The sequence below is a fragment of the Alcaligenes sp. YSL9 genome, assembly GCF_030515105.1.
In the GTDB taxonomy this organism is placed as follows: Bacteria; Pseudomonadota; Gammaproteobacteria; order Burkholderiales; family Burkholderiaceae_B; genus Alcaligenes; species Alcaligenes phenolicus.
Genome location: NZ_JALXJU010000002.1, coordinates 929,209 through 943,725 on the forward strand (window position 1 = coordinate 929,209; position 14,517 = coordinate 943,725).

Annotated in this window: 13 protein-coding genes; 11 read left to right on the plus strand and 2 right to left on the minus strand. The window is 59.9% G+C overall.

Annotated elements, in window-relative coordinates; genetic code table 11:
• Positions 1–143 precede the first annotated feature (143 nt).
• Together M2Q46_RS12425 and M2Q46_RS12430 are read right to left on the minus strand one after the other, a co-directional pair.
• Positions 144–3,344, minus strand: coding sequence for a DEAD/DEAH box helicase (locus M2Q46_RS12425; protein ID WP_302357334.1), 3,201 nt, complete (start codon positions 3,342–3,344; stop codon positions 144–146).
• A 157-nt stretch (positions 3,345–3,501) separates the two neighbouring features.
• The gene (locus M2Q46_RS12430) at positions 3,502–4,242 is read right to left on the minus strand and encodes an alpha/beta hydrolase (RefSeq protein WP_302357335.1); all 741 of its coding nucleotides are present in this window, start codon (positions 4,240–4,242) and stop codon (positions 3,502–3,504) included.
• Between the two features lie 98 nt (positions 4,243–4,340).
• Here M2Q46_RS12430 and M2Q46_RS12435 point away from each other — a divergent pair, with 98 nt between their 5' ends.
• From M2Q46_RS12435 to M2Q46_RS12485, 11 genes are all read left to right on the plus strand, one after another.
• Positions 4,341–5,393: an iron ABC transporter permease gene (locus tag M2Q46_RS12435; protein ID WP_302357337.1), complete on the plus strand. Its 1,053-nt coding sequence runs from the start codon at positions 4,341–4,343 to the stop codon at positions 5,391–5,393.
• A gap of 3 nt (positions 5,394–5,396) precedes the next feature.
• Complete coding sequence (locus tag M2Q46_RS12440; protein WP_021447071.1) at positions 5,397–6,182, plus strand: ABC transporter ATP-binding protein; 786 nt, start codon at positions 5,397–5,399, stop codon at positions 6,180–6,182.
• A 14-nt stretch (positions 6,183–6,196) separates the two neighbouring features.
• Positions 6,197–7,330, plus strand: a complete 1,134-nt coding sequence (locus M2Q46_RS12445) for an ABC transporter substrate-binding protein (RefSeq protein WP_302357338.1) — start codon at positions 6,197–6,199, stop codon at positions 7,328–7,330.
• Between the two features lie 6 nt (positions 7,331–7,336).
• Positions 7,337–8,116: an alpha/beta hydrolase gene (locus tag M2Q46_RS12450; RefSeq protein WP_302357339.1), complete on the plus strand. Its 780-nt coding sequence runs from the start codon at positions 7,337–7,339 to the stop codon at positions 8,114–8,116.
• Between the two features lie 164 nt (positions 8,117–8,280).
• On the plus strand, positions 8,281–9,363 hold the full coding sequence (locus M2Q46_RS12455; protein WP_083054348.1) for an NAD/NADP-dependent octopine/nopaline dehydrogenase family protein: 1,083 nt from the start codon (positions 8,281–8,283) through the stop codon (positions 9,361–9,363).
• Entirely contained in the window at positions 9,363–10,379 is a 1,017-nt protein-coding gene (locus M2Q46_RS12460) for a 3-hydroxybutyryl-CoA dehydrogenase (RefSeq protein ID WP_257112875.1), read from the plus strand. Before M2Q46_RS12455 ends, M2Q46_RS12460 begins: the two co-directional genes overlap by 1 nt.
• Positions 10,380–10,453: 74 nt before the next feature.
• A complete protein-coding gene (locus tag M2Q46_RS12465; protein WP_009462834.1) occupies positions 10,454–11,428 on the plus strand; it encodes an ABC transporter substrate-binding protein in 975 nt (324 codons plus the stop codon).
• Positions 11,425–12,189, plus strand: a complete 765-nt coding sequence (locus M2Q46_RS12470; RefSeq protein ID WP_009462836.1) for an ABC transporter ATP-binding protein — start codon at positions 11,425–11,427, stop codon at positions 12,187–12,189. The genes M2Q46_RS12465 and M2Q46_RS12470 overlap by 4 nt, the downstream gene beginning before the upstream one ends.
• Positions 12,186–12,971 carry an ABC transporter permease gene (locus tag M2Q46_RS12475; RefSeq protein WP_035268452.1) on the plus strand — a complete coding sequence of 262 codons (786 nt, stop codon included), beginning with the start codon at positions 12,186–12,188 and terminating at the stop codon, positions 12,969–12,971. The genes M2Q46_RS12470 and M2Q46_RS12475 overlap by 4 nt, the downstream gene beginning before the upstream one ends.
• Positions 12,972–13,011: 40 nt before the next feature.
• Positions 13,012–13,788 (plus strand): ABC transporter permease, encoded by a 777-nt coding sequence (locus tag M2Q46_RS12480; RefSeq protein ID WP_226349577.1) that lies wholly within the window; start codon positions 13,012–13,014, stop codon positions 13,786–13,788.
• Between the two features lie 115 nt (positions 13,789–13,903).
• On the plus strand, positions 13,904–14,365 hold the full coding sequence (locus M2Q46_RS12485; RefSeq protein ID WP_009462841.1) for a MarR family winged helix-turn-helix transcriptional regulator: 462 nt from the start codon (positions 13,904–13,906) through the stop codon (positions 14,363–14,365).
• Positions 14,366–14,517: the final 152 nt, after the last annotated feature.

The following is a 14,517-nucleotide window of genomic DNA, read 5'->3' on the forward strand; positions in this document are numbered from 1 at the left end:
CGCAGGGATAGGGGCATGGTACCCCTTAACCGGACCGTACGGACACGTCCGCACGGGGCATAGTGTATCAAACGATATAAAGCGGATCGAGCCAAGCCGCTTTCATGCTAGCTGGCCCGGTAGCCACTTGTCTGAAAAAAAGATCAGCGTCTGCCCGGCGACGGCGTACCAAAAGCCTCGCGGCTGGTCTGTCCGAAACCGCTTTGATGCAGCAGGCTGCGCTCAATAAAGCGGCTGACCTGGGAGCGCACTTCCGGCAACCACGGGCCTTGGTCAAACACTTGCGGGAACTTCATGCTGAACCAGGCATAAAGGCTGATCTGCTTGCTGAGCAATTCGGCGTCTTCCAGGCGGGAGGGGCTGGCGGATTTCAGCCAGGACGGCGCCGGTGGCAAGGCCATGGGGCGTTGTGCCACATAGGCGGACAGGCAACGCTTGAAGTAATCCAGCTCCGTATCCTTATCCACGGACACCGGCGCGCAGGCAAAGGTGAACTTCTCGCGTAAATCCAGCTTGGGAGCCAGGCGGTCTACACAAAAGCCCAGCTCGATGGCGTCTTTCAAACCCGCTGTCTGAAACAAGGGGCTATCGGAAGCCACTTTCTGCGCAAAGTACTGCAGCACAGCGCCGATATTGTTGTTATCCAGTAAAGAGGCCAGCGCCTGCACGTGCTCGGGGCTGGGTGCAATGGGCAAACGCAAATCCACGCTGGGGGCGTCGCTTTGCAATTGGGTACGAATATGGTTCAGATCCTGCTTGTCCATCGCCCCCACATAGCCTTTGGGGTACAAGCCATAGCGGCCTGCCCGTCCGGCAATCTGGCGCACTTCGGTTGCGTTCAAGGCTCGCATGGAGCGGCCGTCAAACTTGTGAACCGTAGAGAACAGGACGCGGCGAATCGGCAGGTTCAAGCCCATACCAATCGCATCGGTGGCTACCAGCACATCGGCCTCGCCTTGAGAAAAGCGCTCGGACTCGGTGCGGCGCACTTCAGGAGCCAGCGCGCCGTAAATGGTGGCGACTTTCCAGCCTTGGGCGCGGTAACGAGCACTGAGCGTCAGGACGTCCTTACGGGTAAAGGCCACCACCGCGTCGCCTTTGGAAACACCCTGAGCTTCACGCTGACGATCTTTGCGCCCCCGCCACGGCGCTTCATGACGCCCTTGCTTGCCTGTTGCTCGCGGCGGGTCTACCGGATAAGGCATGACCTCCAGCGGGGTTTTGCGTTCGGTAAATTCCAGCTCCATGGTCTCTTCCATGGAGCGCACCAGACGCTCGCACGGACGCAGGACGGAAGCATCACCACAGACAAACAGGGTACGGGCCGGAACACCGACCAGGGCTGCCGTCCAGGCCCAACCGCGCTGCTCGTCTTGCAACATTTGAATCTCGTCCAGGACGGCCACACGCACTTCCATCGTGGGGTCCATCATCTCGACCGTGCAGGCGGTGTGCTGGGCACCGGGCACCATCACGCGCTCTTCGCCCGTCACCAGATTGCAAGGGATACCAGCATTCATCAGGCGATCGCGCACTTCCATGGCCAGCAGTCGCAGTGGGGCCAGATACACGCCGGATCGGGCTTCCATCAAAGCTTCCAGGGCCTCGTGCGTCTTGCCCGAATTGGTCGGGCCCAAACGGAACACCAGATGGCGGCGGATGCCTCGGGCCAGGCTGAACATTTCCGGGAAGTCGCCCAAGCGCATCAAATCTTGAGCGCGCTGCTGCTCCACACTTTCCAGAATGCGGCGCACCGGGCCATTGAGCAGACGCTTTTCAAAATCCCCGGCCTCGATTTCCTTTTGCTCGATGCCCTCTTCCAGAGCCATGCGCAAGGCTTTGGCCAGTTCCAGAAAGGACGAGCCATCAATCAGGGGGCGCTGGGTTTGCAAAAACGCATCCAGCGAATCTTCCAGACGCTGGGACAGACGGTTTTGAGCTGCCGTGTTGAACAAGACCGAAACACGAGCGGGCAATCGATCCAGCTCCGAGCCGGTACGTGGCAAAGGCACGGCGGCCTGCATACGAACATTGGCGCGCCAGTGCTGACGCTCGCCCGCTACGGGCACATTCACCGCCAGCCACAAGTCCTTATGCCACCACAGGCGCAAGGGATCTTCCGGGTCAATTTCGTAATCGCACGCTTCTTGCTTCTTGATCTGGTTCAGCACTTGTTGCTGACGCCATTGTGTGCGCGCACGGTCAGCCGCTCGCTGGTACTGCGCACGTTCACGATTGCTCAAGCTGCTGGCGTATTGCTCGCGCCATTGCTCAATCTGGCTTTGATCAATCGCTGCTAATAAATCCGGGTGATGGGCGACACGATCACGCCCGCCAACGGTTCCACCCCGCACTTCCAGCTTGGTACTGGGCAAGCGGCGATCAGCCAGCCACAGCTCGTATTCCTGCCGGGTAATACCCAGCAAGGCCATGGTCTCTTCCGAGCCTATGCACTCCTGCTCCCAGGCCCAACGCTGCTGGCGTTGCTCGCGCTGACGTTCCTGACGTTGTGCCTGGGCTTGCAGCAGAAACTCCTGCTGCTCGGCATCCAGCTTGAACTCCTGGGTCAGGACAGCGGCACTGGCATTGCGGCCATACACCGTCATGAACCAATGGGCAGGTTCCCCGGCTTGCAGGCCCTCGAAGGCCTCCAGGGTGATGCGTTGCGGCTCGCAACCTTGCTCTTTCAGCCAGGCTGTCAAACGCTCCTGGGCCTGATTGAACTTGCGCTGTTTGTCGTTTTGTTCTTTTTGACGCGCTTGTTCACGTTCTTTTTGGGCCTGCTCCCAGCGCTGACTGCGTTGCTCGCGATCGCGCTGTTCGGCCTGTAACTGCCACAAATAGGTCTGCGCCAAAGGCATGGACTGCCAGGCCTGCACCAAAGCCTGCAAGCGCGGGCCGCGCTCGGCTTCGGGCCAGTTCTCGCTTAAAGGCAAGGACTGGGAGGCAATCGCTCCGGCCAATTGAGCGCGCTGTTCAAGCAGTTGCTCACGCAGGGCTTCATAAACATCCGCCTCCAGCTTGTCTGCACTCATTTGATAGAGCAGACGCAGGGTACGGATCACAACCTCAGGCACCCCTTGGGACTCCAGGCGCTGGTCCGCATCCTTCAAGCCCAGTTCGGCAGCGATGATCTGATTGAAAAAAGCGGCATCCTGCGGCAAGCGCCAGGCTTTCAGCCATACGCGTCGTATGCCTGCCCGGTCCTGAAAACGCGCTTTCTTGGCGACCTGACGAGCCACACCTTCCAGACGCGGATAATCCAGCCATTGGGGATGGAGCAGCAAGCCCGCTTGAGTGGGAACGGGAGAATCGGAAACAGACGAAGCGCGACGCGCAGCCATAGGGCGGGGACCTGAAAATACGGGAAGAAGAGAACGAGAAGGGCAGAAAAGCCGGTTCAAGCAAGCATGAGCAGCATTATACGGGTCTGCTCGGAGACGTTCAGAGGATACAGGCAATCACCGTGCTGAACGTCTTTGTGGGCAAGAAGATACAGGGCTACTCAGCCAGCCATTCCAGACAGCCTTGCGGCAAGGCTGCCAAACCGGACTGACTGTGATTACAGCCCGGCACGATGCGAAAACGCGGCTCGCCACCTTGTTGCTGCGCCAAAGCCTGTGCCAACTCCCGGGTGCCGTCCACCATGCGGCGCTCTTGCAAACGTAAACGACGCAGCTCGCGCTTGTCCTCGGGCATGGCTTCCTCTGCCGGGCCCAGGCTTTGCTCGAACTCGCCAACGGAGAACTGTACGGGCATCGTCATAGCGGCTTTGGGCAAGGGTTGGGCCAGCAGTCGAGCCAGATAGCCCTCCCCCCACCAGACCGAGGGGCTGGACACCACCAGTGCCTCGAACAATTCTGGCTGTTGATACAGCAGTTGCAAGGCAAACAGGCCACCCAGGGAATGGCCGCAGAGCAAACGCCGCTGCGCATTCAAAGGAGCCTGTGCGTAGGCCCAGGGCAAGAAAACGTCCTGCATCATGGCCAGAAAATCTGGCGCGTGGCCCGCTTCTCCATTGAGCGCGGGGGTGAAGTCCTGATCGCGCCAGACCTCCGCGCCATAACCTATCCCCAGCACGGCACAGGCTTGTGGAGCCTGCTTTTCACAGGTGGCCAGCACCGCTTCAAATTGCGGTAGATCAAGCACGCACAGCAATGGCCAGCCCTGCGCAGGCGCTGGCACGTCCGGCCAGGCCAAAGTCAGACGATACTGTCGGCCCAATGGGGAAAGAAAATCCAAATGTTCAAGCTGCATAAAAGAATCGCGGTAAGGGCGCCAAAGCCCGGCTGATGAACTATACTTTCTTTCTATGTAAACGGTTATCATTCAGACACTTAATGTCCACATCTGCTGTTCCGGCCCCTGCGCTGGCCAACTATCAACACATCCTCAGACGTCGCTGGCTCCTTGTTGGGGCCCTGGTTCTTGTGATTCTGGCCTCGATTGTGGCCGACTTCATGTTGGGGCCCTCGGGTCTTAGCCTGGGCGAACTCAGCCATGCGCTGTTCAACCCGGAACAGTCCGACCCGACCACCCGCGTCATCGTCTGGGAAATCCGCCTGCCTTATGCCTTGATGGCCATGGCCATTGGTTTGGCACTCGGCCTGTCCGGTGCGGAAATGCAGACCATTTTGAATAACCCGCTGGCCAGCCCCTTTACCTTGGGGATTTCCTCGGCAGCGGCGTTTGGCGCGTCCCTGGCCATTGTGCTGGACCTGTCGATTCCCGGCATTCCGCAAGCCTGGACCATTGCCGCCAATGCCTTTATTTTTGCCCTGCTATCCGCCATGCTTTTGGACGCGGTGGCCCGCTGGGGCGCCATGAGTACCGCCAACCTGGTGCTGTTTGGTATCGCGCTGGTGTTCTCCTTCAATGCACTGGTTTCGCTGGTGCAATTTGTGGCCAGCGCCGAAGCCCTGCAAGGGCTGGTGTTCTGGACCATGGGCAGTCTGTCGCGCTCCTCCTGGGGCAAGGTCGGCATCATGCTGGCGGTGTTTGCGCTGATTCTGCCGCTGTCGCTGCGTGATACCTGGAAACTGACCGCCCTGCGTCTGGGTGAAGACCGCGCCACCAGCTTTGGTATCAATGTCTCACGCCTGCGCCTGGTGTCCTTGCTGCGTATCAGCTTGCTGGCCGCATTGGCCGTATCCTTTGTGGGCACCATCGGCTTTGTGGGCCTGATTGCGCCGCATATTGCCCGCCGCCTGTTTGGTGAAGATCACCGTTTCTACCTGCCCGGCAGTGCACTGGTCGGTGGGGTGATTCTGTCGCTGGCCTCGATTGCCTCGAAAAACATTGTGCCCGGCATCATTATTCCGGTCGGCATTGTCACCTCGCTGGTGGGTGTGCCCTTCTTCCTGGGCGTTGTGCTGCGACGCCAAATAAAGTGAACCATGCTTGAAGTCCACGATCTGAGCCTGTCTTACGGCAAACGCGAAATTCTGTCCAAGTTGACCATCGAGCCTTTGCAGCCCGGTCAACTGGTGGCTTTGCTGGGCCCCAATGGTAGCGGCAAATCCACCCTGCTCAAGTCCCTGGCGGGGCTGCTCAAGCCCACCACCGGCGAGATCCTGCTGGACGGTCAGGAGCTGAGCGGCGTCAGCTTCGAGCAGCGCGCCCAAAAAGTGGTGTACCTGCCCCAATCCCTGCCCGCCTCGGTCCACCTGCGTGTGTTTGAATCCGTACTGGTGGCGGCCAATGCCTCGGCCCCTGGTGGCCACGCCCGCGATGTGGATCATGAGCACATCATGCACATCCTGCAACGCCTGGGCATTGCGCACTTGTCCATGCACTATCTGGACCAGCTTTCGGGCGGTCAGAAACAGCTGGTGGGCCTGGCGCAAGCCCTGATACGCAAGCCTACCCTGCTGCTGCTGGACGAACCCTTGTCGGCTCTGGACCTGAACTATCAATTCCACGTGATGGACTTGCTGGCCCAGGAAACCCACGACAACAATCTGATCACCCTGATCGTGCTGCATGACCTGAACGTAGCTCTGCGCCATAGTGACTATGCGCTGATGATTGAAGGCGGTGGTCTGCTGGCGCAAGGCGAGCCTGCCAAGGTGATTACTCCCAACTCGCTGGCCCAGGCTTATGGCGTACGCGCCCGCGTGGAGAGCTGCTCGCAAGGCACCTTGCAAATCATTATCGACGGGCTGCAAGAGCCTGTGCTGTGACCTTCGGAGAACCCATGAACATCCTGCGCCACCTGCTGCTGTCGCTGACCTTGCTCTTGCCTTTGGGCGTGCAGGCCCAGCCCATCGAAGTTACTGATGCCATGGGTCGTACCGTTACCCTGCCTGGCCCCGCCAAACGCATTGTGCTGACTCAGGCACGTCACTTCCCGGTACTGGCTTTGGTCCACCCCGAGCCTGCAAACCTGATTGCAGGCTGGTCGGACGAGTTCAAAACCTCCTTCTCCAACGAGTACGAGACCTATCTGAAGCGCTACCCGCAACTGGCCAATATCCCTATTGTGGGTCGCCATACGGCAGACACCTTCTCGATCGAACAGGCCTTGGCCCTGCGTCCGGATCTGGTCGTGCTGACGGCCGCCTTTGCGGGCCTGACTCCCGGCCAGGACACACGCGACTCGGCCCTGATCCAGCGCCTGACTGCCGCCAAAGTGCCCGTCATTGTGATCGACTTCTTTGTGAACCCGCTGGAGAACACCGTACCCAGCCTGCGCGCATTGGGCTACGCCGTGGGTGAGAAAGAACGCACCGACGAGTTCATCCAGTTCTACGAAGAACACATGCAGGGCGTTGCCCAGCGACTGGCCGATCTGCCCAAGGAGGATCATCCGCCCGTTTTTGTGCATGCCCATGCAGGCAGCACGGACTGCTGCAACTCGCCCGGCGCAGGCACCTTTAACGACATGATCAGCTATGCAGGCGGCCACAATATTGGCGCGGATGTCCTGAAAAGCTCCACCGGCAAGCTGAATTTTGAATACATCAATTCCCGCGCGCCTGTGGTCTATGTGGCTACGGGCACCGGCGCAGGCAAGCGCACCACCTCCGGCGGATTGGCTATTGGCACAGGCGTCAGCGAAGACCAGGCTCGTAAAAGCCTGCAAGGCATTATTGACGGCAATCGTCTGCAAGCCCTGCCAGCCGTGCGCACCGGCAATAGCCACGGCATCTGGCATGCCTTCAACGATTCGCCTTTGCACATGATCTTTATCGAAGCTCTGGCGGCCTGGATTCACCCCGACCGTTTTCAGGGCGTATCGGCCTTGAAGACACTGGAAGAAGTGAACCAGCGCTTCCTGACCGTGCCGATGGAAGGCACCTACATGATTGATTTGAAGCCCGCCCCCTAAGCCTTCATGCCACGCCTGATTCCACTGGAACTGCCGCCTGCGGGCGGCCATCCCCATCACGTCTTGCTACGCCTGCCAGACAGCAAGCCAGAACAAGCCCCCCTGCCTTTGCTGTGCCTGCTCGATGGTCAGTGGACCTTGCCCTTGCTGGAAGAAAGCGGCCACCCCGCCTTGCAGCACTGCGCGATTCTGTCGCTGGGTTACCAAGGCGAGCGCGATCAGATCACACGTTATCGCGCTCTGGATTACACCCCGCCCAGCCCGGACGGCGCTCTATGGGAAGACCCACGCGTCCCCCAATGGCAGGCGGGTGGCGCTCCTGCCATGATCGAACAAGTGCGTATGGCGCTAGCCTTGGCCCAAAGCATGGAGCCTGCGCTGACCCGTTCGCGCATCAGCCTGTACGGCCACTCCTACGCTGGCCTGTTCGTGCTGTATGCCCTTAGCCGGCAAAGCCTGCCCATTCAGCACTACCTGTGCGCCAGCCCTTCCTTGTGGTGGCGTGATCCCCTGATCTGGACCTTGCTGGAGCGGGTAGACAAGCCGGTGCTGGTAGATATTCTGGCCGGTGCCTCCGAGGCCTGGTATCCGCTTAGCGCTCAGGCAGCGGGCCCGGAAGGACGCAAAAATGGTGTGCCTACCCTGCCCACCATGCAAAAACTCCAAGCGCACTTGCAAGCCCAAGGCATGCAGGCGAATCTGCATGTTCTGCCCGGAGCCGGCCACGGCCACGTTCTGGCACAAGCCACCTTGCGTGCCCTGGAACTGGCTTGTGGCGCGGCTTAGCCGTGTTCTCCCGGCGCGCATGACGCGCCTTTTCACTTCATATCCAAGTTTTCCCGCCCTAGGGTAACTCCCCCCATTCATCCTCTTGTTTTAGGCCTCAACTTCTTTTAGTCTGTATTTATATGCAAGTGCATAGAAATCAAAAAAAGAGATTGGAGACAAACATGAAGGTAGCGGTATTAGGTGGCGGGCACGGTTGTTACGCAGCAGCGGCAGACTTGAGCGAACAGGGCCACGAGGTCCGTTTATGGCGTCGTGATACGGCCCAGTTGCAGCCCTTGCTGGACCGTCCAGTCATGACCTTGAAAGACGAAGCAGGCGAGCGCGAAATCCCCATTGCCAAAGTCTGCGCTGATATTGGCGAGGCCATCGCCGGTGCCGATCTGGTACTGATCCCTTCGCCCGCCATTGCCCAAACCGATATTGCCCGCGTCATGGCTCCGCACCTGACAGACGGCCAGGTCGTATTTCTGCCCCCAGGCACCTTTGGCTCCTTCATCATGAGCGAGATCGTGCGCGGCACCGGCAACAAGGCCGATGTCAGCTGGGCCGAAACCGGCACCCTGCCCTGGCTGGCTCGCAAACATGGCGATACCGTCATCAACATCACCACCCGCGCCACCCGCCTGCCTACCGGCGTGTACCCCGCGCGCAATACCGACCACGCCCTGGAGGTGATTGGCAAAGTGTTCCCCAGCGTGGAGCGCTGCGAAGATGCCCTGTCCGGTGCCCTGATGAACGCCGGCCCCATCATCCACCCACCGCTGATCATGATGAACGCAGGTCCGCTGGAGCACTTCCCGGCCTGGGACATTCATAACGAAGGCACTCAGCCTTCGGTCCGTGCCGTGACCACGCAACTGGACAATGAGCGCATGCGCATTCGTGAAGCGCTGGGCTACGGTGCCCCGCACTTCCCGCTGTCCGACCATTATGAAAACGATCAGTGGATGTATGGCGACCGTTCCTCGCACTCCAAGCTGGTGAAAAGCGGCGACTGGCGCGAGAAGATCGACCTGCACGAACACCGCTACATGCGTGAAGACACCATGCTGGGTCTGGCCTTCTTTGCCTCGGTAGCCGACTGGGCCGGTGTAGATGCTCCCGTCACCAAAGGCTTGCTGGCGATTGCCGGTGCCATCGTGGGTGAAGATTTGCGCCAAGGCCAACGCACACTGGCCAGCCTGGGTCTGGACACGATGAGCCGCGAGCAACTGCAAGAGATGCTGCAAGCCGGGAGAGCCTGATGAACGCGCCCGCCCCGATCAAACGTATCGTTGCGGTGGGCGCAGGTCGCATGGGGCGGGGCATCGCCCTGGCCTATGCGCTGCGCGGCCAAGCCGTGACCTTACTGGATTTCAAACCCCGTCAGCCTGCTGATAGTGCCCGTCTGGAAGCCGAAATACGCCAGGAATTGCGTGCCACGCTGGACCAGCTAGCCGACCTGGGCATGTTCGCCGCCGAGCAGATCGACGGCTACCTGGCCTGCATCAGCGTCGCCCCCTTGAGCGAAGCAGCACAAGTGCTGGGCCAGGCCGATCTGATTTACGAAGGCGTGCCCGAAACTCGCGACGCCAAGACCGACGCACTGGGACGCATCGGCGAACTGGCTCGGCCCGATGCGCTGATCGCCTCCACCACCTCCACCATGCTGGCCTCCGATCTGGCCCCCATGTTGAGCCACCCCGAGCGTTTCCTGAACGCACATTGGCTTAACCCGGCATTCCTGATTCCACTGGTCGAAATCAGTGCCCACCCCGGCACCAGCGAGCAGACCTTGAGCCGTCTGCAAAGCAATCTGGAATCCATCGGCAAAGTGCCTGTGGTCTGTGGTTGCCACCCCGGTTTCATCGTTCCACGCCTGCAAACCCTGATCATGAACGAGGCCGCTCGCATGGTTGAGGAAGGCGTAGCCAGCGCAGCCGATATTGATAAGGCCACCCGCTACGGCCTGGGTTTCCGCTTTGCCAGCATCGGCGTGCTGGAGTTCATCGACTACGGCGGCAACGACATTCTGTATCACGCCGGGCAATACCTGTCGCAGAACCTGGACCCGGAACGCTACGCCGTACCCGACATCATCACCCGTTATATGGAAAGTGGACGCAACGGTCTGCGCAGCGGACAAGGCTTTCACGAATACCCGGTGGACCAGCAACAAGCGTATCGACGCGACGTGCTGGCCCGCGTACTGGGAATGCTGGATCACATCGGCCTGGCCCCTGCCCGCGCCGAACACCTTGCCAAGGAGACACAGGAATGAAAAAAGACTCCCACGCTGCGCCTTCGTCTTGCTGCCCTCCAAGAGGGCGCTCTTCATCTTGGGACGGCCCTGCGATGAAGAAAACCGCTGCGTTGCTGTTTGCCCTGATGAGCTGTCACGGTCTGAGCCAGGCTCAGGAAGTCCCCACCTTGCGGGTAGGCTGGACCATTCCGGGCGAGGAAGCCAAATACCTGATGGCCAAGCGCCCCGAGCTGTTCCCGCAACTGGGCAAGAAATATCAAATCCAGTGGACTCAGTTCCAGGGCACTTCGCCCATGGTGCAAGCCATGCGTGCTGGCGTTCTGGAATGCTCCACCATGGCCCCCATGTCGCTGGCCAATGGCGCTATTGAAAGCGGTCTGGAAGCCTATATCGTGGCCCAGCACGTGCACTCGGACGATGATCACTTCTCCGTCTACTGGGCCGTGAAGGAAGACAGCCCGATCAAGACTGCGGCGGACCTGAAAGGCAAGGTCATTGGCACCAACGCTTATGGAGCCGGTGTGTACTTCGACATGCTGCTGTGGCTGCGCCAAAACGGTATCGACCCGGACAAGGACGTGAAAATCGTCGAGACCGGCTTTCCCCCTGCGGCCGACGCCATTCGCAGTGGCCGCATTGATGCCGGTCCCATGGCCCAGCCCTTTGCCCTGCTGAACGAGAAGAAAGGCGGTTTGCGCAAACTGTTCTCCCTGTCCGAAGTGGCCAGCCCATCCGTACAGATTTTCGAAGCCTGCAGCAAATCCTATAGCGACGCCAATCCCGAAGTGGTGCGCGCCTATGTGCAGGACTTGAAAACAGCCATGGGCATGCTCAGCAAAGATCCTGCACTGGCCGTAGAAGTCACGGCACAAATTACCCGTGCGCCCAAGGACTTGCTGGCCCAGTACCTGTTCACCGACAAGGACTTTGCCCGCGTCCCGGACATGCAGCCCAATCTGGAATCCATCCAGGGCACCTACGACCGCTATCACAAGGCGGGTTTCCTGAAGAAAGCCTTGAACGTGCAGGACTTTTATCGGGCTGATTTACGCGAGGCAACACCATGATTGAACTGGATGGTGTCGGTAAAACCTTTAACACCCGGCAGGGCCGCAGCCATACGGCCCTGCAAGACATCGCCCTGAGCATTCCGGCAGGGCGATTCGTGTCTATTCTGGGACCCAGCGGTTGCGGCAAAAGCACCCTGCTCTATATGTTAGGGGGCTTTGAGTCCTGCTCCAGCGGCCAGATCCGCGTCAAGGGCAAGCCCATTACCGGCCCAGGTCCAGACCGGGGCCCGGTGTTTCAGGAGTACGCCCTGTTCCCCTGGAAAACCGTGCTGGGAAACGTGGCCTACGGCATGCGCGAACAAGGCATGCCCAAGGACCAGGCCGAACAGCGCGCCAGCGAATGGCTGGACAAGGTCAAGCTGGGGCCTTACGCCTCCTTCTATCCACGTGAACTGTCCGGCGGTATGCGTCAGCGTGCGGCCATCGCCCGCACCCTGGCCTATGAGCCGGACATCCTGCTGATGGACGAGCCCTTCGGGGCGCTGGATGCCCACACGCGCGTCACCCTGCAAACGGAACTGCTCAGCTTGTGGGAGCAGTTACGCAACACCGTGGTCTTTGTGACGCACGGCGTGGACGAGGCCGTCTTCCTGTCCGATACCGTGATTGTCATGACTGGCTCGCCCGGCCGCATCAAGGAGGTAGTGGAGATTGATCTGCCCCGCCCCCGCGTCCGTAGCGAGCTGCTGCGCAATCCGGTCTATCAGGAAACCATTATTCGTCTGGAGCAATCCTTGATGGCGGAGGCCCACCCATGACGCCACAGCACTGGTATGAACATCGCTGGGCCTCCTTGGTCATGGCGGCCATTCTGGTGCTGCTGGCCTGGGCAGGGCTGGCCCGTTGGGTAGGGCTGGATTCCTTCCCCAGCCCTTGGGCGGCCTTGGGCGAACTGCCTGCCCTGATCAGCGACCCGATGGCCTGGTCGGCAATCCTGCAGTCGGTTGGCCGCATGTTTGCCGGTTATGCCCTGGCACTGGTCGTGGCCGTCCCCCTGGGTTTGGCCATGGGCCGCAGCCGCCTGGTCTATACCGCTTTCTATCCTCTGGTGGCCCTGGCCTATCCCATGCCCAAAGCGGCCTTGATGCCGATCTTGATGCTGTGGTTCGGTCTGGGGGATTTCTCCAAGATCCTGGTTATTGCGCTGGGCGTGTCCCTGCCTTTGCTCTATCACAGCTATCACGGCGCAACCCGCATCGAGCCCAAGCTGATCTGGGTCGCCCAGTCCATGGGCATGGGGCCCATTGCCCGTCTGGGCAAGATTGTTCTGCCCGCCTCCTTGCCGGAAGTCATGATTGGCTGCCGGGTCGGGGTGGTCATGGCCCTGATCGTGATGGTGTCCTCCGAGATGATTGCGCGTCAGGAAGGTATAGGCAATCTGCTGTTCACCTCCATGGATATGGCGCAGTACTCCACGGTGTATGCCGTCATCATGCTGCTGGCCGTGCTGGGCATTGCCTGCGATGCGCTGTTCGAGTTTGTCCGCAAACGCTGCACACACTGGCATGACTCGACCCAGAGCCTGATGGACAAAGGATGACGCTATGACCACCAAAACCTTAGCCTCACCGGGACAAGCTATGCGTTCTACTCAAACCCGCCCGGCCAAACGCCGGGATTTGTCGGGACTTTCTTTATGCATCAGTCCGGCCCTGATGCTGATTGTCTGGGAGCTGTGCACCCGCTCGGGCTGGGTCAGCCCGCAGTTATTGCCTGCCCCCTCTTCCATTCTGATGCGTGTATTGGAACTGGCCGGTCAGGCGGACTTCTGGCAGAACCTGGGCATCACCGTCTACCGCCTGATCAGTGGTTTGCTGATTGCCTGTGTGGCCGGTGTGGCCCTGGCGCTGATTGCACAGCTGACGCGCTGGAGCTCGTTTCTGCTGGATGCCCTGATCCGTCTGCTGGCCCCTATCCCCAAGATCGCCCTTTACCCGGCACTAATCCTGATCATGGGGTTTGAAAGCTCATCGAAAATCGCTCTGGTGGTCTCGGATGCGATTTTCCCTGTGCTGATGGCCAGTTGGGTGGCTGCGCAAACGGTGGACCGCAAGCTGATCTGGTCGGCGCGTGCCGCCGGGACATCTCGCAGCGCCTGCCTGTGGAAAATCATTTTGCCCGCCATCAGCCCGACCGTGCTGGCTGGTGTACGGGTGGCAGGCGTCATTGCCTGCGTGGTGGTCTTTCTGGCCGAGATGATTGCCTCCACCGACGGTCTGGGCCATATGCTGACCGCCGCCGCACGCAGCTACCGCACGATTGATATGTTTGTACCCTTGGTCTGGATCTGTGTGCTGGGCTTCGCACTGAACCTGACGATTGCCGCTTTGCAGCGCAAAGTGGATCATACGAACTGACACTGAACCAACCACTTGCCCGGCCAATGGCAGCGCTGGCCGGGCTTTCGCAGGCTCACTCAATCACTCTGAACGAGTAGCCTGCTTTTTTTTGCATCAAGGAAGCCGCTTCACTATGGCCAGCCGTACTCTGACTGACGCCTATACCGGGCACGATACGTTTATCCCCTATCTGCTCAATCGCAGCACCTCGGCCTTAAATGCTGACTTTCAAACCTTGCTGCGCAGCCATGAACTGACCCTGCTGCACTGGCGTGTGCTGGCTTTTCTGAACGAAACCGATGGCCTGGGCGTCAGTACCCTGGCGCAATATACCGATGTGGATCAAACCACCTTGTCGCGCGCCCTGGTGGTAATGGAAAACGCGGGCCACCTGTCCCGCCAGCCCGACCCGCTGGACCAGCGCCGTGTACTGATCCATCTGCATGAGCAAGGTCGCCAGCACTTTCTGCGTGTTCTGCCCGCGGCTCTGGACATTCATCACCGCGCCATCCAGGGCTTTTCGGCGGAAGAACTGACCCAGTTGCGCCAGTTCCTGAACCGCATTCGCGCCAATATCAATGGAGATGCGCGCTAAATAGCCCGCCCCTGTGCGTTTTTATAAAGCGTCCGCGTGGCCGTTTTCATGCCGTTGTCACCCTGAATCCGCCCCCAATCGGGGCGCGTTGCTTTTAAAGACCCACGCACGAAATGGACATTCAAGGGTGTGAGCCTTTATTTACGTCAGGA